General features: G+C 73.1%; 18 protein-coding genes, 1 tRNA gene and 1 pseudogene. 17 read left to right on the top strand and 3 right to left on the bottom strand.

The window, feature by feature from the left end:
* Positions 1-16: 16 nt before the first annotated feature.
* The 3 genes and pseudogenes from IE225_RS24255 to IE225_RS24265 all read left to right on the top strand — a co-directional run.
* Positions 17-1015, top strand: a pseudogene (locus IE225_RS24255) (ABC transporter substrate-binding protein); the annotation flags it as partial.
* 26 nt (positions 1016-1041) lie between these two features.
* Positions 1042-1563, top strand: a complete 522-nt coding sequence (locus tag IE225_RS24260; RefSeq protein WP_190059717.1) for an SRPBCC family protein — start codon at positions 1042-1044, stop codon at positions 1561-1563.
* A 39-nt stretch (positions 1564-1602) separates the two neighbouring features.
* Positions 1603-1674: transfer RNA gene (locus IE225_RS24265), tRNA-Val, on the top strand.
* Positions 1675-1821: 147 nt separating this feature from the next.
* Here IE225_RS24265 and IE225_RS24270 read toward each other — a convergent pair.
* Entirely contained in the window at positions 1822-2547 is a 726-nt protein-coding gene (locus IE225_RS24270) for a 3'-5' exonuclease (RefSeq protein WP_190059718.1), read from the bottom strand.
* A 180-nt stretch (positions 2548-2727) separates the two neighbouring features.
* On the opposite strand from IE225_RS24270, the gene IE225_RS24275 reads away from it, so the two are divergent.
* The 4 genes from IE225_RS24275 (at position 2728) to IE225_RS24290 (ending at position 7199) form a co-directional block, all read left to right on the top strand.
* Positions 2728-3294 carry a DUF4365 domain-containing protein gene (locus IE225_RS24275; protein WP_190059719.1) on the top strand — a complete coding sequence of 189 codons (567 nt, stop codon included), beginning with the start codon at positions 2728-2730 and terminating at the stop codon, positions 3292-3294.
* On the top strand, positions 3291-4493 hold the full coding sequence (locus IE225_RS24280; RefSeq protein ID WP_190059720.1) for a hypothetical protein: 1203 nt from the start codon (positions 3291-3293) through the stop codon (positions 4491-4493). Before IE225_RS24275 ends, IE225_RS24280 begins: the two co-directional genes overlap by 4 nt.
* Positions 4494-4587: 94 nt before the next feature.
* Positions 4588-6564 (top strand): threonine--tRNA ligase, encoded by a 1977-nt coding sequence (thrS, locus tag IE225_RS24285; protein ID WP_190059721.1) that lies wholly within the window; start codon positions 4588-4590, stop codon positions 6562-6564.
* A gap of 77 nt (positions 6565-6641) precedes the next feature.
* Positions 6642-7199 carry an HIT family protein gene (locus IE225_RS24290; protein ID WP_190059722.1) on the top strand — a complete coding sequence of 186 codons (558 nt, stop codon included), beginning with the start codon at positions 6642-6644 and terminating at the stop codon, positions 7197-7199.
* Positions 7200-7330: 131 nt separating this feature from the next.
* Here the strand turns inward: IE225_RS24290 and IE225_RS24295 are convergent, their stop codons facing one another.
* Both IE225_RS24295 and IE225_RS24300 read right to left on the bottom strand, forming a co-directional pair.
* The gene (locus tag IE225_RS24295) at positions 7331-9004 is read right to left on the bottom strand and encodes an AbeC-like domain-containing protein (protein WP_190059723.1); all 1674 of its coding nucleotides are present in this window, start codon (positions 9002-9004) and stop codon (positions 7331-7333) included.
* 265 nt (positions 9005-9269) lie between these two features.
* On the bottom strand, positions 9270-11468 hold the full coding sequence (locus tag IE225_RS24300) for an elongation factor G-like protein EF-G2 (protein ID WP_190059724.1): 2199 nt from the start codon (positions 11466-11468) through the stop codon (positions 9270-9272).
* A 288-nt stretch (positions 11469-11756) separates the two neighbouring features.
* On the opposite strand from IE225_RS24300, the gene pgsA reads away from it, so the two are divergent.
* The 10 genes from pgsA (at position 11757) to ruvB (ending at position 20717) form a co-directional block, all read left to right on the top strand.
* The gene (pgsA, locus tag IE225_RS24305; RefSeq protein WP_190059809.1) at positions 11757-12491 is read left to right on the top strand and encodes a phosphatidylinositol phosphate synthase; all 735 of its coding nucleotides are present in this window, start codon (positions 11757-11759) and stop codon (positions 12489-12491) included.
* On the top strand, positions 12488-13462 hold the full coding sequence (locus tag IE225_RS24310; protein WP_190059725.1) for a phosphatidylinositol mannoside acyltransferase: 975 nt from the start codon (positions 12488-12490) through the stop codon (positions 13460-13462). The genes pgsA and IE225_RS24310 overlap by 4 nt, the downstream gene beginning before the upstream one ends.
* Positions 13459-14622 (top strand): glycosyltransferase family 4 protein, encoded by a 1164-nt coding sequence (locus IE225_RS24315; protein WP_190059726.1) that lies wholly within the window; start codon positions 13459-13461, stop codon positions 14620-14622. Before IE225_RS24310 ends, IE225_RS24315 begins: the two co-directional genes overlap by 4 nt.
* Positions 14623-15205: 583 nt before the next feature.
* On the top strand, positions 15206-15748 hold the full coding sequence (locus tag IE225_RS24320) for a LemA family protein (protein WP_190059727.1): 543 nt from the start codon (positions 15206-15208) through the stop codon (positions 15746-15748).
* 173 nt (positions 15749-15921) lie between these two features.
* Positions 15922-16833: a pyridoxal 5'-phosphate synthase lyase subunit PdxS gene (gene pdxS / locus IE225_RS24325; protein WP_190059728.1), complete on the top strand. Its 912-nt coding sequence runs from the start codon at positions 15922-15924 to the stop codon at positions 16831-16833.
* Between the two features lie 34 nt (positions 16834-16867).
* Positions 16868-17476: a pyridoxal 5'-phosphate synthase glutaminase subunit PdxT gene (pdxT, locus tag IE225_RS24330; RefSeq protein ID WP_190059729.1), complete on the top strand. Its 609-nt coding sequence runs from the start codon at positions 16868-16870 to the stop codon at positions 17474-17476.
* Between the two features lie 87 nt (positions 17477-17563).
* Positions 17564-18316, top strand: a complete 753-nt coding sequence (locus tag IE225_RS24335; protein ID WP_190059730.1) for a YebC/PmpR family DNA-binding transcriptional regulator — start codon at positions 17564-17566, stop codon at positions 18314-18316.
* Between the two features lie 121 nt (positions 18317-18437).
* A complete protein-coding gene (gene ruvC / locus IE225_RS24340) occupies positions 18438-18971 on the top strand; it encodes a crossover junction endodeoxyribonuclease RuvC (protein WP_190059731.1) in 534 nt (177 codons plus the stop codon).
* Positions 18968-19573 carry a Holliday junction branch migration protein RuvA gene (gene ruvA / locus IE225_RS24345; protein ID WP_190059732.1) on the top strand — a complete coding sequence of 202 codons (606 nt, stop codon included), beginning with the start codon at positions 18968-18970 and terminating at the stop codon, positions 19571-19573. The genes ruvC and ruvA overlap by 4 nt, the downstream gene beginning before the upstream one ends.
* A 22-nt stretch (positions 19574-19595) precedes the next feature.
* Complete coding sequence (gene ruvB / locus IE225_RS24350) at positions 19596-20717, top strand: Holliday junction branch migration DNA helicase RuvB (RefSeq protein ID WP_229879997.1); 1122 nt, start codon at positions 19596-19598, stop codon at positions 20715-20717.
* The last annotated feature ends 48 nt before the right edge of the window (positions 20718-20765 follow it).

The following is a 20765-nucleotide window of genomic DNA, read 5'->3' on the forward strand; positions in this document are numbered from 1 at the left end:
CAGGCGGGCCGCCGTCGTGTACGGGGCGAGCGCGACGGCGGGTTGCGGAAGCGGGAACGGTTCCGGGGACGGAACGGTGACGATTCGTTACTCGCGGTGGGGGCCGGCGAACGGGCGAAGAAGATCGACCGGACCATCGCGCTCTTCGAGAAGAAGCACCCGAAGATGTACCCGAAGACCAAGGTGAAGACCGACTTCCAGGACCACCGGTCATTCTGGGAGAAGTTCCGGACGCAGGCGGCGGGCGGGAATCCGCCGGACGTTTTCCGGAATGCCGTCGGGTTTCTCCGGAAGTGCGACAGGAGAGGCGTCCTGCTCGACCTCAAGTCCCCGGCACAGGCCGGGAATCCGAACCTGAAGAACTCCCGCGAGGGCGTCCTTCGGGTCGGGCGGGTGGACGGAGAGCAACTCGGTGTCCCCATCGGTTCCCCCACTATGACGCTCGTCGTCGACAGGAAGGTCCTCCGCAAGGCGGGCGTCGCGCCCGGGCGGGCTGGACCTGGGACGAGTACGGCAAGGCCTTTCTCACCAAGGGCGGACTCGGCTTCGGCCGGGCCGACCTGACGGAGCGGTGGACGGATGCGTACCGCCGCGTCAAGACCGGGATCGTCACCTCCCGAAGGTGGCCGGGCAGGACCGGCCCAAGTCCTCCCTGGCCGCGGGCGGCGGCGCCTCGGAGTTCACCCGGGGCGACTTCACCGTCCGCTGCACGGCGGAGGGCGACAGCGAGCACGGCCTGGCCCCGATCCCCGCCACGGACGACAGGCACACCGGCAAGCACACCGGCCGGTACCTCGCCTCCCTGATGCCGAGCGCCTCCGCGCGTACCCCGCACCCCGAGGAGGTGGCCCGATTCATCGACTTCATGGTCCACGACCCCGAGGCCGGCAGGATCATGGGCTACGACCGAGGCATCCTCGCCACCGCCGGCCAGTACCGGGCCTGCCGGCCGACCGACCCGGTGAACAAGGAGATCGCGCGGTACGAGGAGGACACCGCCGAGGCCGGTGTCCTCGGCGCGGGCGCGGGCACACTGCGTCCATGGATCGCAAGCGCACCGATCGGAACCACCCGGACCGGAAACCCCCGGACCGGAAACCCCCAGACCGGAAGCACCCGGACCGGAACCGCCACCGCTTCCGCAGTCTGTGGACCCTGCCCGCGCCCGCCCCCGCCGTCTACCGGGTCCTGGAGCGCATCGAGGACTACCCCCGCTGGTGGCCCCAGATCCGGGAGGTCACCCGGCGCGGCGACACCAGCGGCACCGTCCGCATCCGCGCCCTCCTCCCGTACGACCTGGTCCTCACCCTGCGGGAGGAGCGGCGCGACTGTGCCGCCGGAGTCCTGGGCGTCCTGATCACCGGGGACCTCGAGGGCTGGGCCCGCTGGACGATCACCCCCGCCGGGTCCGGCACCCGGGCGGTCTACGACCAGGAGGTCGACGTCCGCAAACCGCTGCTGCGGCGCCTGGCCGTGCCCGGACGGCCGCTGCTGCGGGCCAACCACGCCCTGATGATGCGGGCCGGGCGGCGCGGACTGGCCGCCCGCCTCGAAGCGGTTTGATGCGAGGGCGCCGGCACCTGTATTGTTCAGTGCGTTCCCGGGCGATTAGCTCAGCGGGAGAGCGCTTCGTTCACACCGAAGAGGTCACTGGTTCGATCCCAGTATCGCCCACCGGAAGGAGAGCGGCGTGTGCTCGCGTCAAACGCGAGCCGCGCCGCTCTCGCCGTTTCCGGACGGCTTTCGGATGGCTTCCGGGCGGCCGCGCCGCCCGCACCCCCGCACCCGGGCCCGCGGGCACCGCCCGCGGGAACCGCGGCGTCAGGCCGCCGCCGACAGCCCCGGCCGCAGCGGCCAGGAGGCGTCCACCTGCTCGTCCGCACCCGTGCGGGCGAACCACGCCTGCAGACCGCGGGCCTGCGCCGCGTGCCAGCCGGCCTGCAGGGAGTGCAGCTCGGCCGGGGTCAGCCGCTCCAGGCGGGAGGCGAACCGGCGGCCCAGGGCCCGCACCAGCTCCAGCGCGGCCACCGCGTCCGCCGCCGCGTCGTGCGCGTCCTCCAGCGGCACGCCGTAGTGCGCGCACAGGTCGGCCAGGGTGCGGCGGCCCTTGCGGTAGCGGTCCAGGTGCTTGTCCAGGACCAGCGGGTCCAGCACCCGCAGGGAGGCCGCGCGCAGCCAGCGGTCCAGGGGGGATGCGCGGTGGCGGCGCAGCTCGCGGTCGAGCAGCGTCAGGTCGAACGGCGCGTTCATCACCACCAGCGGGCGGCCCCGCGCCGCGTGTTCGGCCAGCTCCTCGGCTATCTCGTGCATCACCGGAGCCGGCCAGCGGCCGTTGCGCCGCAGGTGCTCCTCCGTCAGCCCGTGCACCGCGGTCGCCGCGGCGGGCACCGGCACCCCCGGGTGCACCAGCCAGCGGTGCACCCGCGGCCGGATGCCCGGCGCCTCCTGCACGACGACCGCGGCCGACACGATCCGGTCGCTCTCCACGTCCACGCCCGTCGTCTCCGTGTCGAACGCGGCCAGAGGCCCTTCGTACCAGCACGTCATCCCCACACAACCCCTCGCTCGCCCTCGGCAGGTGACACACCGTCCACTGCGCCGTTTCCGCCCTGTTCGGTGATACCCGGGCTGTTTGCGCCGTACGCCGGAAGGAGACAACACGAGTACGGGTCTTTGCAGTTCAGCGACCCGCAGCGGGGATTCCCCCGGCACGGAAGGCAGTTGGTCATGGCAATGGCGCAGCCCGAACGGGGCGGGCTGCTGCCCGCACGGGCGGGCCCCCGACGCGGCACCCTCGCCACCACCGCCTGCATGGAGACACTGCAGGTCGGCTATCTGCACGCGGTCGCCGCGGCCGCGGGCTGCTCGCTGTCCCAGCCCTTCCCGGACAACGGCATCGACTGGCACGTCAGCCACAGCGCGCCCGGCCACACCGTCGACGACGAGGTCACCATCAAGGTGCAGCTGAAGGCGACCTACCAGGTGGCACCCCACCCGGCGGGCCCCTTCTTCTCCTTCACGCTCGACAACACCCACCTGGCCAAGCTCGCCCGCACCCCGGTCTCGGTGCACAAGATCCTCGTCGTGATGATCGTCCCGCGCTCCCGGGAGCAGTGGCTGCGGGCCGGCCACGACCACCTCGACCTCAGGCACTGCTGCTACTGGACCAACCTCGCCGGCCACCCCGTCACCGGCCGGCAGCGCACCACCGTACGGATACCGACCTCACGGATCTTCGACGACCGGGCGCTGTGCGAGATCATGACGCGGGTCGGGACGGGAGGCAGACCATGACGCACCGCCCGCCGCGCAGGCCGCCGCACCCCGCGGACCCCGCGTGGCACCGTCCCCCCGACCCGGCCGGCGTCGACCCCGCCGTGCTCGCCGCGCTGCTGCGCCGGCACGGCTGGCGGCGGCGCGGCGGCGCCGCCGGGCGCTACGGCCGCTGGACCCCGCCCGGCCCCGACGGCGGCCGCACCAGCCTGCTCGTCCCCGAAAGCCGCGCCTTCCCCGACAGCGACGACCTGCTCGGCGAGGCCCTGCACGCCCTGCACCGCAGCGGCACCCCCGCCGCCCGCCAGGTGCTCCTCGCGCTCGCCGCGCCCAGCGACGAGATCCACTGGTCCCGGGACGTCGCGACCGGCGCGGGCGGGGCCGCCGCCTGGCGGGCCGGCGAGGAACTGCGCACCGGCGCCCGGCGGATGCTCCTCGCCGCCGCGCTCGCCACCCGCGCGCGTGCCGGATACTTCGGCGCCCGCCACCGCCGCACCGCCGCCGCGTGCCTGGAGGACGTCCTCCTCGACCCCGCCCCGGACGGCCGGCGGCTCACCGCGTTCGTCCCCGTGGCCGGCGCGCGCCCGCTGGCCGTGCGCCTCCACCACGCCCTGTACGCCACCCGCGAGGCCATCGACTACCGGCGGGCCACCGGCGGCATGGACGCCTTCGACGGAGCCGTGGGAGCCGGCGCCAGCCGCGAGTTCACCGAGGCCCTCGTCACCCTCGTCCGCGGCACCGAGGGCGCCCGCGTCGCCGTCGCCTGGGCACCCGCGGCCGACGTCCCCGACGGCTGCGCCGCCGTCGCCGAACCCGTCGAGTTCTCACCCGGCGACCTGCCCGTCCTGCGCGAGGCCGGCGCCCGCTACCTGCGCGCGGAGCCCTCCGTGCCGGTCCGCCTCACCGGCACCGTCGTCCGCATGCGCCGGGCCCGGCCGGACGGCCCGGGCACCGTACGGCTGCGCGTCCTCACCGGCGCCGACGTGCCGCACGTCCGCGTCACCCTCGACGAGGAGGCCTACCGCGTCGCCGGCCACGCCCACCTCGTCGGGCTCCCGGTCCGGGTGGACGGGCACCTGGACAGCCGCGACGGCTTCCGGCGGCTCACCGACCCCCGCGGGGTCGTACCGGTGCAGGTGGACGAGGGGGAGCGGGAGCGGCTGCTCAAGGCGCTGCGGGAGGACCTCGACTTCCCCGGGGACGCCTGCGGCGGGGAATGAGTTCACCAGGGGCCTGCGCGGGTCGGTACGATCGCTCCTGTATGGCCTGCGCACATGCCGGTGCGCGTGTCCCCCGTCACGTCAGGAGAGACCGGTGTCAGACGTCCGTGTGATCATCCAACGCGATTCCGAGCGGGAAGAACGCGTGGTGACGACGGGCACTACGGCGGCCGACCTGTTCGACGGGCAGCGCAGCGTCGTCGCCGCGCGCGTGGGCGGCGAGCTGAAGGACCTCGCGTACGAGCTGCGCGACGGCGACACCGTCGAGGCCGTCGAGATCTCCTCCGAGGACGGCCTGAACATCCTGCGCCACTCCACCGCGCACGTCATGGCGCAGGCGGTGCAGGAACTCTTCCCCGAGGCGAAGCTGGGCATCGGCCCGCCGGTGAAGGACGGCTTCTACTACGACTTCGACGTCGAGAGGCCGTTCACGCCCGAGGATCTCAAGGCCGTCGAGAAGAAGATGCAGGAGATCATCAAGCGCGGGCAGCGCTTCTCGCGGCGCGTGGTCACCGACGAGCAGGCTCGCGAGGAGCTCGCGAACGAGCCGTACAAGCTGGAGCTGATCGGCCTGAAGGGCTCCGCCTCCAGCGAGGACGGCGCGGACGTCGAGGTCGGCGCCGGCGAGCTGACGATCTACGACAACCTGGACGCCAGGACCGGCGAGCTGTGCTGGAAGGACCTCTGCCGCGGTCCGCACCTGCCCTCCACCCGGCTGATCCCGGCGTTCAAGCTGATGCGCAACGCGGCCGCCTACTGGCGCGGCAGCGAGAAGAACCCGATGCTCCAGCGCATCTACGGCACCGCCTGGCCGTCCAAGGACGAACTGAAGCAGTACCTGGACTTCCTCGCCGAGGCCGAGAAGCGCGACCACCGCAAGCTCGGCAGCGAGCTGGACCTGTTCTCCATCCCCGAGGAGATCGGCTCCGGTCTCGCCGTCTTCCACCCCCGGGGCGGCATCGTCCGCCGCGTCATGGAGGACTACTCGCGGCGCCGCCACGAGGAGGAGGGCTACGAGTTCGTCTACACCCCGCACGCCACGAAGGGGAAGCTCTTCGAGGTCTCGGGCCACCTGGACTGGTACGCCGACGGCATGTACCCGCCCATGCAGCTCGACGAGGGCGTGGACTACTACCTCAAGCCCATGAACTGCCCGATGCACAACCTGATCTTCGCGGCGCGCGGCCGTTCGTACCGTGAACTGCCGCTGCGGCTGTTCGAGTTCGGGACCGTGTACCGGTACGAGAAGTCGGGCGTGGTGCACGGGCTGACCCGCGCCCGCGGCTTCACGCAGGACGACGCGCACATCTACTGCACCCGCGAGCAGATGGCAGGCGAGCTCGACAAGACGCTCACCTTCGTGCTGAAGCTGCTGCGCGACTACGGCCTGACCGACTTCTACCTGGAGTTGTCCACCAAGGACCCGGAGAAGTTCGTCGGCACCGACGAGGCCTGGGAGGAAGCCACCGAGACGCTGCGGCAGGTCGCCGAGAAGCAGGGCCTGCCCCTCGTGCCCGACCCGGGCGGCGCCGCCTTCTACGGCCCGAAGATCTCCGTCCAGGCCAAGGACGCCATCGGTCGCACCTGGCAGATGTCGACCATCCAGCTCGACTTCAACCTGCCCGAGCGCTTCGACCTGGAGTACACCGCCGCCGACGGCAGCAAGCAGCGGCCGGTGATGATCCACCGCGCGCTGTTCGGCTCCATCGAGAGGTTCTTCGCGGTGCTGCTGGAGCACTACGCGGGCGCCTTCCCCGCGTGGCTCGCTCCGGTGCAGGCGGTGGGCATCCCGGTCGGCGACGCGCACGTGCCGTACCTGGAGAAGTGGGCCGCGCAGGCCAGGGAGAAGGGCCTGCGGGTCGAGGTGGACTCCTCCTCCGACCGCATGCAGAAGAAGATCAGGACCGCCCAGAAGCAGAAGGTGCCGTTCATGGTCATCGTCGGGGACGAGGACATGAGCAACGGCTCCGTCTCTTTCCGCTACCGCGACGGTTCGCAGGAGAACGGCATCCCGGCCGACGAGGCCATCGCCAAGATCGTCAAGGTCGTCGAGGAGCGGGCGCAGGTCTGATCGATCCGCTCTGCCGGGGCCCCGCGGAACCGAGTCCCGCGGGGCCCCGGCGACGCGCCGCGCACGGGCGACGCCCTATGCTGCACCTCATGACCAGTGAGCCGGAGCAGCAGTTCGGAGTGGGGACGCAGGACGCGTTCCAGCGCTTGTGGACGCCCCACCGGATGGCCTACATCCAGGGTGAGAACAAGCCGACCGGCCCGGGGGCCGGCGACGGATGCCCCTTCTGCTCGATCCCGGCCAAGTCCGACGAGGACGGGCTGATCGTCAAGCGCGGCGAGCAGGTGTACGCGGTGCTCAACCTGTACCCGTACAACGGCGGTCACCTGATGACGGTGCCCTACCGGCACGTCGCCGACTACACGGACCTCACCGCGGAGGAGACCGCCGAGCTCGCGGAGCTGACCAAGCAGGCGATGAAGGCGCTGCGCACGGCCTCCGGCGCGCACGGCTTCAACATCGGCATGAACCAGGGCGCGGTGGCCGGTGCCGGCATCGCCGCCCACCTCCACCAGCACGTCGTGCCCCGGTGGGGCGGCGACACCAACTTCATGCCGGTGGTCGGCCACACCAAGGTGCTGCCGCAACTGCTGGCGGACACACGGAAGATGCTGGCGGAGGCCTGGCCGGCGTAGGCCGCGTCCGCGGCGACGGGGGCGTCCCGGTCCGCGGTGAGTCCGTGGTGAGCCCGCGGTGACGGGAACGCCCGAGGGTGACGGGGAACGCCCGGGGCGTCCCGTCACCGTCCCCCGCGTCCCCGCCGTCCCTACGCGTCGTACACGTCCGCCTTGTGCGGCGAGACCTCCTGCACCTGGGCGCTGAGGGAGGCCGAGCGCGCGCCGAACTTCTCGATGTCCACGCCGTTCTCCTTCAGCACGCGGAGCGCCGCGGCGTGCACGACCCGCAGCACCGGGGTGGCGGCGCGCAACGCGTCGTCGGCCATGAAGCGGTGCCGCCAGGGCTGGTCGGCCCAGGCGTGCCGGAGGCCGAACGGCTCGGGGAGGACGAGCTGGCCGCCGAGCCAGTTCAGCAGCGGGGGGTACCAGGTGAACAGGGCGCGGGCGGAGAGGCGGACCACCTCGTCGGCGTCGACGAGGGGCAGTTTCACCGTGCGGGTCTCCCAGAAGCGCACCGACTTCTGCACGGTCTTCTCCTTGGGCTCCGGCTTGGAGGTGAACAGGCCGTGCACGGGGCCCAGGGCATGCCCGGTGACCTCGATGCGCAGCGTGTGGTGCAGCACGGTCACTGTGATCAGCATGGTGAGGACGAGCTGGCCGTCCCACAGCACCCACTGCACGCCCAGGTAGTGCCGGTCGCCGCTGCCGAACTGCTGCCGGTTGCAGATCTCCTGTATGGCGTGCGGCTTGACCTGGAAGGCCTCCACGTCCGTGCCCTTGGGCCGGGAGACGGCCGTGGCGCCCTCGGCGATGGGCGTGACGATCCAGTGCCGTATGGACGGGGTGGGGAAGCCGCCGGTGTTGAGGGGGCCGCGCTCCAGCATGCGCAACTGGTCGTGGATGGCGCGTATCACGTCCCAGGCGCGGAAGGGGTGGATCTCCCGGGTGGGGTCGGCCGGCACCAGTTCCTCGGCGAGCTGCCAGCTCCCCCACCGGGTGCCCATGCCGAGTATGCCCTTGGGGCCGGCGTAGAAGACCGAGTTGGACTGCTGCTCGGCGCTGAGCCGGGCCAGGGCCTGGCGCAGCTTCTCGGCCGCCGTCTCCTGCGGTCCGGTCGGCACCGTTTCGGGGATCTTGGCGCCTATGCCGCCGCCGGACAGCAGGGCGTCCCAGCGCTCCCGCAGGTCCCGGGCGGTGTTCTCACAGATCCGCTTGGCCCAGAACCAGCCGGCGACGGGCGCGACGACCGCCGCGCGCGCGTACCACCCCCAGAAGCCCGAGAAGGGGATCTTGAGGAGGAAGAGCACGGCCAGGGCGCCGACCGCGACGAGGAGGACGTTGCCCAGGGCGCCGGTGCGCCGGTCCTCGCTGCGGGCGATGATGCGGCGCAGCTGGAAGACGAGCAGCCACACCAGCAGGCCGGGCAGGAACAGCAGGCCGCACAGCACCATCACGATGCGCAGCGCGCTGTCGCGGCGGCGGCGGATGCCGTTGGCGGCCAGGCAGTGTTCGACGACCACCTGCGGTTCGATGCCGAAGGACTGGATGAGCGGCTCGCGGCCGACGCCGAGCATCCGGTCGATGACCGCCTGGGAGAACGCCTCACCGAGGTTGGGCTCGAAGAGGGTGGTCAACTTCCGGCCCGGCTTGACGGTCGACTTGTGCCACTCGTTGTCGGCCTTGAGGATTTCCGTGACCTTGGAGTCCCGGTAGGCCGCCGAGGCCAGGGCGTACGTCGCCTTCTGTCCCTCCTCCCCGGCGAGTGGCACCTGTGGGCCGAAGAGGTCCTCGATACCGCTCGGAATACCGCCCGGAACTGACATGCCCGCCCCCGATCGCTGCCGGTGTCACTGCTGCGGCACTTCCCGACTTCCGTGCTCCGCACACCTGTTGATCAGGTCATCAGCGTATCCGCAGCCACCGGCGTCCGTGGGCGGACCCGGAAAGCCGCCCGCGGAAGTGGAAGAAGCGTGTTCCGCCGCCGAGTTGTGCGCCCGCTCGCACCGGGCGCGGCGCGCCCCGCCCGAAGCGCGGGGCGCGCCGCCGGCGCGGGACGGCCGGCGTACCGGCCCGCCGGCGGGCCGGCGCCTACGACGCCTCCTTCATCTGCTCCTTCACCTTCTCCGCGATCTGCGGCGGCATCGGCTCGTGCCGGACGTAGCGGCGGTTGAAACGGGCGGTGCCGTGGGAGAGGGAGCGCAGGTCGACGGCGTAGCGGCTGATCTCGATCTCGGGCACCTCGGCGCGGACGAGGGTGCGTCCGGTGCCGACCTGCTCGGTGCCCAGGACGCGGCCGCGGCGGGAGGAGAGGTCGCTCATCACGGCGCCGACGTAGTCGTCGCCGACGAGGACGCCGACCTCGGCGACCGGTTCGAGCAGGTGGATTTTCGCCTCGGCGGCGGCCTCGCGCAGGGCGAGGGCGCCCGCCGTCTGGAAGGCGGCGTCGGAGGAGTCGACGGAGTGCGCCTTGCCGTCGACGAGGGTGACGCGGACGTCGACCAGGGGGTTGCCGGTGGCGACGCCCTTGGCGGCCTGGGCGCGCACGCCCTTCTCGACGGACGGGATGAACTGCCGCGGCACGGCCCCGCCGACGACCCGTTCGGCGAACTCCACGCCCGAGCCCTCCGGCAGCGGCTCGACCTCGATGGCGCAGATGGCGTACTGCCCGTGCCCGCCGGACTGCTTGACGTGCCGGCCGCGCGCCGTCGCCCTGGCGGCGAACGTCTCCCGCAGGGACACCCGGTGCGGGACGACGTCGACCTGGACGCCGTAGCGGCTGCGCAGCCGTTCCAGGGCGACGTCCGCGTGGGCCTCGCCCATGCACCACAGCACCACCTGGTGGGTGTCCTGGTTCTGTTCCAGGCGCATGGTGGGGTCCTCGGCGACCAGCCGGGACAGTCCCTGGGAGAGCTTGTCCTCGTCGGCCTTGCTGTGCGCCCGGATGGCGACCGGCAGCAGCGGGTCGGGCATCTCCCAGGGTTCCATCAGCAGCGGGTCGTCCTTGGCGGACAGCGTGTCGCCGGTCTCGGCGCGGGTCAGCTTGGCCACGCACGCCAGGTCGCCCGCGATGCAGTGGCCGACCGGCCGCTGCTGCTTGCCGAACGGGGTGGACAGGGCGCCGATGCGCTCGTCGACGTCGTGGTCCTCGTGGCCGCGGTCGGCCAGGCCGTGCCCGGAGACGTGCACCGTCTCGTCGGGGCGCAGGGTGCCGGAGAAGACGCGGACGAGGGAGAGCCGGCCGACGTAGGGGTCGGAGGAGGTCTTGACGACCTCGGCGACCAGCGGCCCGTCCGGGTCGCACGGCTTCAGCTCGCGCGGCCTGCCGTCGGGCGTGGTGACCTGGGGCTGCTCGCGCTCCAGCGGGGTGGGGAAGCCGCCGGTGATCAGCTCCAGCAGCTCGACGGTGCCCAGGCCCTGCCGGGCGCCCTCGGCGGCGGGGGCGGCGGCCAGGACGGGGAAGAAGACCCCGCGCGCCACGGCCCGCTCCAGGTCCTGCACGAGCGTCTTGAGGTCGACCTGCTCACCGCCGAGGTAGCGGTCCATGAGGGTCTCGTCCTCGCTCTCGGAGATGATCCCCTCGATGAGCCGGTTGCGGGCCTCCTGGAGCTGCGGCAGCCGGTCCGGGCCCGGTTCGGACTCCTTGCGCTCGCCGGAGGAGTAGTCGAACAGCTTCTGCGACAGCAGCCCGACCAGACCGGTCACGGGCGCGTGCCCGTCGGGCCCTTCCGGGCCGTGCAGCGGCAGGTACAGGGGCAGTACGGCGTCGGGGTCGTCGGCGCCGAAGGCCTCCGCGCAGATTCGCGTCATCTCGTCGAAGTCCGCGCGCGCCGACTCCAGGTGGGTGACGACGATGGCGCGCGGCATGCCGACGGCCGCGCACTCCTCCCACACCATGCGGGTCGAGCCGTCCACGCCGTCCGCGGCGGAGACGACGAACAGGGCCGCGTCCGCCGCCCGCAGCCCGGCCCTGAGCTCACCCACGAAGTCGGCGTACCCGGGGGTGTCCAGGAGATTGATCTTGATGCCGTCCCAGGTGACGGGCACCAGGGAGAGCTGCACCGAGCGCTGCTGGCGGTGCTCGATCTCGTCGTGGTCGGAGACGGTGCCGCCGTCCTCCACGCGGCCCGCCCGGTTGATCGCCCCCGCGGTCAGCGCGAGAGCTTCCACCAGAGTGGTCTTGCCCGATCCGGTGTGGCCGACCAGCACCACATTCCGTACGGACGCGGGGTGGTCGGCCGCCACTGCCCTGCCGGCGGCTCCGGGGTGTGTGTTCGCCTTGTCGCCCATGGCCTTGCCTCCCGTGCACGGTGAGGTCGGTCGGGCGCGCGGCCCCTCCCCCTGCGCTCCGCCGGGACACCCCGGCGGTGGCGGCTCCGTCGACGCCCGCGGTTCTTCGAGCTTTCCACTCCCGTCACGGTGCGTCCATACGACGGACGCGTTCGTGCCGTCCGGCGCCGCCCGCGGGCCGTGCGGCCCCCGCCGCGGGCCTTGCGGCTCCCCGCCGCGGGCCGCCCGCCGGACGGTGCGCGACGAGGTCCGGTGCCCGGCACTCGCGCGCCGGCGCGCGTGGCTACGATGGGCCCGCCGGTGGCCAGCAGGGGCCGCCAGGCGACACCGACCCTCGGGAAGGCCATGCTGAACAAGTACGCGCGTGCGTTCTTCACGCGTGTCCTCACACCGTTCGCCGCGTTTCTCATCCGCCGGGGTGTCAGCCCCGACACGGTCACGCTCATCGGCACCGCGGGCGTGGTCGCGGGCGCGCTGGTCTTCTACCCCCGGGGCGAGTTCTTCTGGGGCACGGTCGTCATCACGCTGTTCGTCTTCTCCGACCTCGTCGACGGCAACATGGCCCGCCAGATCGGCCGCAGCAGCCGCTGGGGCGCGTTCCTGGACTCGACCCTGGACCGGGTCGCCGACGGCGCGATCTTCGGCGGTTTCGCCCTGTGGTACGCGGGCGGCGGGGACGACAACGTGCTGTGCGCGGTGTCGATCTTCTGCCTGGCCAGCGGGCAGGTGGTGTCGTACACCAAGGCGCGCGGCGAGTCGATCGGCCTGCCGGTCGCCGTCAACGGGCTCGTGGAGCGCGCCGAGCGGCTGGTGGTCTCCCTGGTCGCGGCCGGCTTCGCCGGGATGCACAAGTTCGGCGTGCCGGGCATCCAGGTGCTGCTGCCGATCGCCCTGTGGCTCGTCGCCGTCGGCAGCCTCGTCACGCTGGTCCAGCGCGTGGTCACCGTGCGCCGCGAGTCGGCGGAGGCGGAGGCGGCCGCGGCGCAGGGCGGCGCCTCGCACGGAAGCGGGGCGGCCACGTGAACGTGCGGGAGCAGCTGACGGACACGCTGTACGGGCTGGGCTGGGCCACGGTCAAGAAGCTCCCCGAGCCCGCCGCCGCACGCCTCGGCCGCACCATCGCCGACCTCGCCTGGAAGCGGCGCGGCCCGGGCGTACGGCGGCTGGAGGCCAACTACGCGCGCGTGGTGCCCGACGCCACGCCCGAGCGGCTGGCCGAGCTGTCCCGCGCGGGCATGCGCTCCTACCTGCGCTACTGGATGGAGTCCTTCCGGCTGCCCGTGTGGAGCGCGGAGCGCATCAGGGACGGCGTCGACCCGAAGGGCGTGCACCACCTCACCGACGCCCTGGCCGCCGGCCGCGGCGTCGTCCTGGCGCTGCCGCACATGGCCAACTGGGACCTGGCCGGCGCCTGGGTCACCACCCACCTGGGCATCCCGTTCACCACCGTCGCCGAGCGGCTGCGGCCGGAGAGCCTGTACGACCGCTTCGTCGCCTACCGCGAGGGCCTCGGCATGGAGGTGCTGCCGCACAACGGCGGCGCCGCCTTCGGCCGGCTGGCCCGGCGGCTGCGCGAGGGCGGCCTGGTCTGCCTGGTCGCCGACCGCGACCTGTCCGCCTCGGGCGTGGAGGTGTCCTTCTTCGGCGAGGCCGCGCGGATGCCGGCCGGACCCGCCCTGCTCGCCCAGCAGACCGGCGCGCTGCTGCTGCCGGTGACCCTGTGGTACGACGACACGCCCGTGATGCGGGGCCGCGTGCACCCGCCGGTCGAGGTGCCCGAGTCAGGCACGCGCGCCGAGAAGACGTCTGTCATGACACAGGCGCTGGCCGACGCCTTCGCCTCGGGGATCGCCGACCATCCGGAGGACTGGCACATGCTGCAGCGGCTGTGGCTCGCGGACCTGGAGCCCCGCCCGGCGGGCACCGGGAACACCGCCAGTGACGCTGCCGGTGACGCCGCCGGTGACGCCGCCGGTGACGGGGAGCGGCCGTGAGGATCGGCATCGTCTGCCCGTACTCCTGGGACGTGCCGGGCGGCGTCCAGTTCCACATCCGCGACCTCGCCGAGTACTTCATCCGCCAGGGCCACGAGGTGTCCGTGCTCGCCCCGGCCGACGACGACACCCCGCTGCCGCCCTACGTCGTCTCCGCCGGGCGCGCGGTGCCGGTGCCGTACAACGGCTCGGTCGCCCGGCTGAACTTCGGCTTCCTCTCCGCGGCACGGGTGCGGCGCTGGCTGCACGAGGGCGCGTTCGACGTCATCCACATCCACGAGCCGACCTCGCCGTCGCTGGGCCTGCTGGCCTGCTGGGCGGCCCAGGGGCCCATCGTGGCCACCTTCCACACCTCCAACCCGCGTTCGCGCGCGATGATCGCCGCGTACGCCATCCTGCAGGCCGCCCTGGAGAAGATCAGCGCCCGGATCGCGGTCAGCGAATACGCCCGGCGCACCCTCGTCGAGCACCTGGGCGGCGACGCGGTGGTGATACCCAACGGCGTCGACGTCGACTTCTTCGCCAAGGCCGAGCCGAAACCGGAGTGGCAGGGCGACACCATCGGCTTCATCGGGCGCATCGACGAGCCCCGCAAGGGCCTGCCGGTGCTGATGCGGGCCCTGCCGGGGATCATCGCCGCCCGGCCGCGGACCCGGCTGCTGGTCGCCGGGCGCGGGGACGCCGAGGAGGCGGTGGCGGACCTGCCGAAGCCGCTGCGCTCGCACGTCGAGTTCCTCGGCATGATCAGCGACGAGGACAAGGCGCGCCTGCTGCGCAGCATCGACCTGTACGTCGCGCCCAACACCGGCGGCGAGAGCTTCGGGATCATCCTGGTCGAGGCGATGTCGGCGGGCGCGCCCGTGCTCGCCTCCGACCTCGACGCCTTCGCCCAGGTGCTGGACCACGGCGCGGCCGGTGAGCTGTTCCCCAACGAGGACGCCGACGCCCTCGCCGAGGCCGCCGTACGCCTCCTGGGCGACCCCAGCCGCCGCGCCGAGCTGCGCGCCCGCGGCTCCGTCCACGTCCGCCGCTTCGACTGGTCCACCGTCGGCGCCGACATCCTCTCCGTCTACGAGACGGTGACCGACGGCACGACCGCGGTGGGCGCGGACGAACGGGCGACGGGACTGCGGGCGCGGCTCGGGCTGGCGCGGGACTGAGGAACGGGCCGGGGGCGGGCCCGTCGGGGCGGCGCTGCCCGCGCGGGGGCGGTGCTGCCCGCGCAGGGGCGGCGGCACGCCTGCCGCGGGCCGTGCGCGGACGCCGGGCGCCGGGTGGGCGCGGCCGCGGGGGGTGCGCCGGGCGCGGTTCCACGGCGCGGGGCGTGACGGGCGCGCGCGTGCCGCGGTCGCGGCGCCCCACGCGGGTGCGCCGCACGGGCAAGCGGCTCCTTGTACTCCTGGTACATCGGTACTCCTGGTACATCGGCGGCGCCCCTCGCGCGTGCGCCGCGCAGGCCGTGGGCCCGGAAGGGCGGGCGGGTCCGGTGCCGGCGCGCGGACCCGGGCCGGCGCGCGGGAGCACCGGGAGTACGGAGCGGGGCGGCGCCCCGCGATCCGCCGTCCGGTCCCTCGCGCGTGCGCCGGGACACCGGTCCTGCCCTCGGTTCACCGGGGCCTGTGCCGGGGTCCCTCGCGCGTGCGCCGGGACACCGGCCCCGCGGGCCGGGGCCGCGCGGGCGCCTCCCGCCGGGCGCCTCCCGCCGGACCCCGTCCGCGCGGCGCCCCGGTAGCCTTGCCGCCCGTGACCGCAACCCTCATCTGGATCCTCGCCGTCCTCGTCGCGATCGGCCTGTATCTGAGCTGGACGGCGGGGCGGCTGGACCGGCTGCACGCCCGGATCGACGCCGCGCGGGCGGCGCTGGACGCCCAGTTGCTGCGCCGGGCGTCCGTGGCGCAGGAACTGGCGACGTCCGGGGTGCTGGACCCGGCCGCCTCGATCGTGCTGTACGAGGCCGCGCACGCGGCCCGGCAGGCGGAGGAGGAGCAGCGGGAGGTCGCCGAGAGCGAGCTGAGCCAGGCCCTGCGGGCGGTGTTCGAGGACCCGCGGCAGGTGGAGGCCGTACGGGAGGCGCCCGGGGGAGAAGAGGCGGTGCGCGAGCTCAGCGAGGCCGTGCGGCGTGTCCCGATGGCCCGGCGGTTCCACAACGACGCCGTGGGCGCCGTGCGGCGGCTGCGGCAGCACCGCAAGGTGCGGTGGTTCCGGCTGGCCGGGCACGCGCCGTTCCCCTTGGCGTTCGAGATGGACGACGAACCGCCCGCGGCCCTGGCGGAGCGGGCCGTCTGAGAGCCGCCCGCGGCCCTGGCCGAGCGGGCGGTTTGAGCCCCGCGGTGGGGCCCCGCGGCGGAGCCGGGCGGGAGAAAACGAGCCACTGGCTTCCCATTGGCCCTTGCTGTGGCCTGGGCCTCTCTCGTTTCCTCGGGGATGCAGCAACCCTCTTCACCGAGTGAGGTCAACCCGTGTCCACCACGTCTTCCACCGACCAGGCCCCCGCGACCGGCACCGCGCGCGTCAAGCGCGGCATGGCCGAGCAGCTCAAGGGTGGCGTGATCATGGACGTCGTCACCCCGGAGCAGGCGAAGATCGCCGAGGACGCGGGCGCCGTCGCCGTCATGGCCCTGGAGCGGGTCCCGGCCGACATCCGCAAGGACGGCGGCGTGGCCCGCATGTCCGACCCGGACATGATCGAGGGCATCATGAACGCCGTCTCCATCCCGGTGATGGCCAAGTCCCGCATCGGCCACTTCGTCGAGGCCCAGGTCCTGCAGGCGCTCGGCGTCGACTACATCGACGAGTCCGAGGTCCTCACCCCGGCCGACGAGGTCAACCACACCGACAAGTGGGCGTTCACCACCCCGTTCGTGTGCGGCGCCACCAACCTCGGCGAGGCCCTGCGCCGCATCTCCGAGGGTGCCGCGATGATCCGCTCCAAGGGCGAGGCCGGCACCGGCAACGTCGTCGAGGCGGTGCGCCACCTGCGTCAGATCAAGAACGACATCGCCCGCCTGCGCGGCCTGGACGACCACGAGCTGTACGCCGCCGCCAAGGAGCTGCGCGCCCCCTACGAGCTGGTCAAGGAGGTCGCCGAGCTCGGCAAGCTCCCGGTGGTGCTGTTCTCCGCGGGCGGTGTGGCCACCCCGGCCGACGCCGCGCTGATGCGCCAGCTCGGCGCCGAGGGCGTCTTCGTCGGCTCCGGCATCTTCAAGTCCGGCGACCCGGCCAAGCGCGCCGCCGCCATCGTCAAGGCGACCACCTTCTACGACGACCCGAAGATCATCGCGGACGCGTCCCGCAACCTCGGCGAGGCCATGGTCGGCATCAACTGCGATGTCCTGCCCGAGGCCGAGCGCTACGCCAACCGCGGCTGGTGACCCGGCCCTCCGGTCCAACCCTGGTGATCACCCGATGAACAACACTCCTGTCGTGGGCGTCCTGGCCCTCCAGGGCGACGTACGGGAGCACCTCACCGCCCTGGCCGCGGCCGACGCCGTGGCCAGGCCGGTCAGGCGCCCCGAGGAACTCGCCGAGGTGGACGGCCTCGTGCTGCCCGGCGGCGAGTCCACCACCATCTCCAAGCTGGCCGTCCTCTTCGGCCTGATGGACCCCCTGCGCGCGCGGGTACGGGCCGGCATGCCCGTCTACGGCACCTGCGCCGGCATGATCATGCTCGCCGACAAGATCCTCGACCCGCGCTCGGGCCAGGAGACCGTCGGCGGCATCGACATGATCGTGCGCCGCAACGCCTTCGGACGCCAGAACGAGTCCTTCGAGGCGGCGGTCGACGTCAAGGGCATCGCGGGCCCTCCCGTGGAGGGCGTCTTCATCCGCGCCCCCTGGGTCGAGTCCGCCGGCGCCGCGGCCGAGGTGCTCGCCGAGCACGACGGCCACATCGTCGCGGTCCGCCAGGGCAACGCGCTGGCCACGTCGTTCCACCCGGAACTGACCGGCGACCACCGCGTGCACCGCCTGTTCGTCGACATGGTGCGCACGAGCACGGCGGCGGAGTCCTTGTAGGATCTCTGGGGGTCCCCCCGGCCGTTCACCTCTAGGGGGAGCTGGGGGAGTTCGTACAGAGCTGGGTTACGCGAAGGAGACAGGCAGATGTCCGGCCACTCTAAATGGGCCACGACGAAGCACAAGAAGGCCGTGATCGATGCCAAGCGCGGCAAGCTCTTCGCGAAGCTGATCAAGAACATCGAGGTCGCCTCCCGCCTGGGCGGCCCCGACCCCGACGGCAACCCGACCCTGTACGACGCGATCCAGAAGGCCAAGAAGAACTCGGTTCCCAACAAGAACATCGAGTCGGCCGTCAAGCGCGGCGCGGGCCTGGAGGCCGGCGGCGCCGACTACGAGACGATCATGTACGAGGGCTACGGGCCCAACGGCGTCGCGGTGCTCATCGAGTGCCTCACCGACAACCGCAACCGCGCCGCCTCCGAGGTCCGCGTCGCCATGACCCGCAACGGCGGCTCCATGGCCGACCCGGGCTCGGTGTCGTACCTGTTCAACCGCAAGGGCGTCGTCATCGTCCCCAAGGGCGAGCTGACCGAGGACGACGTGCTCGCGGCCGTGCTCGACGCCGGCGCCGAGGAGGTCAACGACCTCGGCGAGACCTTCGAGGTCATCAGCGAGCCCTCCGACCTGGTCGCCGTGCGCACCGCGCTGCAGGACGCCGGCATCGACTACGAGTCCGCCGAGGCCAACTTCGTCCCCTCCGTCCAGGTGCAGCTGGACGAGGAGGGCGCCAAGAAGATCTTCAAGCTCATCGACGCCCTCGAGGACAGCGACGACGTGCAGAACGTCTTCGCCAACTTCGACGTCAGCGACGAGATCATGGAGAAGGTCGGCGCGTAGCGCCGGCGCGGGCCTGACCGACCGGGCCAACGGGACACACACCCGTCGGCCCGTCCCTTTGCCGCCGTTGTCAGCGGTACCCGATAGCCTGCACAAACAGGCGATCGAAGGGAGGGGGCGCGTGCGCGTACTGGGGGTGGACCCGGGGCTGACGCGGTGCGGTGTCGGCGTCGTCGAGGGGGTCGCGGGCCGGCCGCTGACCATGCTCGGCGTCGGTGTCGTCCGCACCCCGGCCGACGCCGACCTCGGGCACCGCCTGCTCGCCGTCGAACAGGGCCTCGAGCAGTGGCTCGACGAGTACCGGCCGGAGTACGTCGCCGTGGAGCGGGTGTTCAGCCAGCACAACGTCCGCACCGTCATGGGCACCGCCCAGGCGAGCGCGGTCGCCCTCCTGTGCGCCACCCGGCGCGGCATCCCCGTCGCCCTGCACACCCCCAGCGAGGTCAAGGCCGCCGTCACCGGCACCGGCCGCGCCGACAAGGCCCAGGTCGGCACCATGGTCACCCGCCTGCTGCGGCTGTCCGCGCCCCCGAAACCGGCCGACGCCGCCGACGCCCTCGCGCTCGCCATCTGCCACATCTGGCGCGCCCCCGCGCTCGACCGCCTGCAGCGGGCCGCCGCCCTGCACGCACCGAAAGGCCGTACCACGCCATGATCGCCTTCGTGAGCGGCACCGTCGCCGCCCTCGCCCCCGACGCCGCGGTGATCGAGGTCGGCGGCGTCGGCATGGCCGTCCAGTGCACCCCCACCACGCTCTCCACGCTCCGCGTCGGCCACACCGCCAGGCTCTACACCTCGCTCGTCGTGCGCGAGGACTCCCTCACCCTGTACGGCTTCGCGGACGACGACGAACGGCAGGTCTTCGAGCTGCTGCAGACCGCGAGCGGCGTGGGCCCGCGGCTGGCCCGTGCGATGCTGGCCGTGCACACCCCCGACGCCCTGCGCCGCGCGGTCGCCACCGGCGACGAGAAGGCCCTCACCGCGGTGCCCGGCATCGGCCGCAAGGGCGCGCAGAAACTGCTGCTGGAGCTGAAGGACCGCCTGGGCGAGCCGGCCGGCGCGCCCGTCGCCAACGCCTCCGGCGGCTCCGGCTGGCGCGACCAGCTGCACGCCGCCCTGGTCGGCCTCGGCTACGCCGCCCGCGAGGCCGACGAGGCCGTGGCCGCCGTGACCCCCCTGGCCGAGACCGCCGGCGGCCCGCCCCAGGTGGGCCAGCTGCTGAAGGCGGCCCTGCAGACCCTGAACCGAGCCCGCTGACGATCTCCCCGAGGCACACCACATGAACTGGGACGACACCACCGACGCCGCCCCCGCCGCCGAGCGGCTCGTCGACCCCGCCGCGGAGCGGCTGGTGGACTCGGCCGCGGAACGGCTGGTGGACTCGGTCGCCGACCGCGAGGACCAAGCCGTCGAGGCCGCCCTGCGTCCGAAGGACCTGAACGAGTTCATCGGCCAGGAGAAGGTCCGCGAACAGCTCGACCTCGTCCTGCGCGCCGCCCGCGCGCGCGGCGCCACCGCCGACCACGTCCTGCTCTCCGGCGCTCCCGGCCTCGGCAAGACCACCCTGTCCATGATCATCGCCGCGGAGATGGGCGCCCCCATCCGCATCACCTCCGGCCCCGCCATCCAGCACGCCGGCGACCTCGCCGCGATCCTGTCCTCCCTGCAGGAGGGCGAGGTCCTCTTCCTCGACGAGATCCACCGCATGTCCCGGCCGGCCGAGGAGATGCTCTACATGGCGATGGAGGACTTCCGCGTCGACGTGATCGTCGGCAAGGGGCCCGGAGCCACCGCCATCCCCCTGGAACTGCCCCCGTTCACCCTGGTCGGCGCCACCACCCGGGCCGGCCTGCTGCCGCCCCCGCTGCGCGACCGCTTCGGCTTCACCGCGCACATGGAGTTCTACGAACCGGCCGAACTGGAGCGCGTCATCCACCGCTCCGCGCGCCTGCTGGACGTCGAGATCGAACCGGAGGGCGCCGCCGAGATCGCCGGCCGCTCGCGCGGCACCCCCCGCATCGCCAACCGCCTGCTGCGCCGGGTGCGCGACTACGCCCAGGTCAAGGCCGACGGCGTCATCACCCGGGAGATCGCCCGAGCGGCCCTGGCCGTCTACGAGGTCGACTCCCGCGGCCTGGACCGGCTCGATCGCGCGGTCCTGGAGGCGCTGCTGAAACTGTTCGGCGGCGGACCGGTCGGCCTGTCCACCCTCGCCGTGGCGGTGGGGGAGGAGCGGGAGACCGTCGAGGAGGTCGCCGAGCCCTTCCTGGTCCGCGAGGGCCTGCTCGCCCGCACCCCGCGCGGCCGGATCGCCACCCCCGCCGCATGGGCGCATCTCGGCCTCACGCCGCCCCGCTCCGCCACCGCCGGAAACGGACAACAGGACCTGTTCGGGGCGTGACGGTGCCGCGGCGCCGTGCGCGCTGGCCGGAGCCGGAACCGGGGTGCC

Source organism: Streptomyces echinoruber (assembly GCF_014651135.1).
GTDB classification, from domain to species: Bacteria; Actinomycetota; Actinomycetes; order Streptomycetales; family Streptomycetaceae; genus Streptomyces; species Streptomyces echinoruber.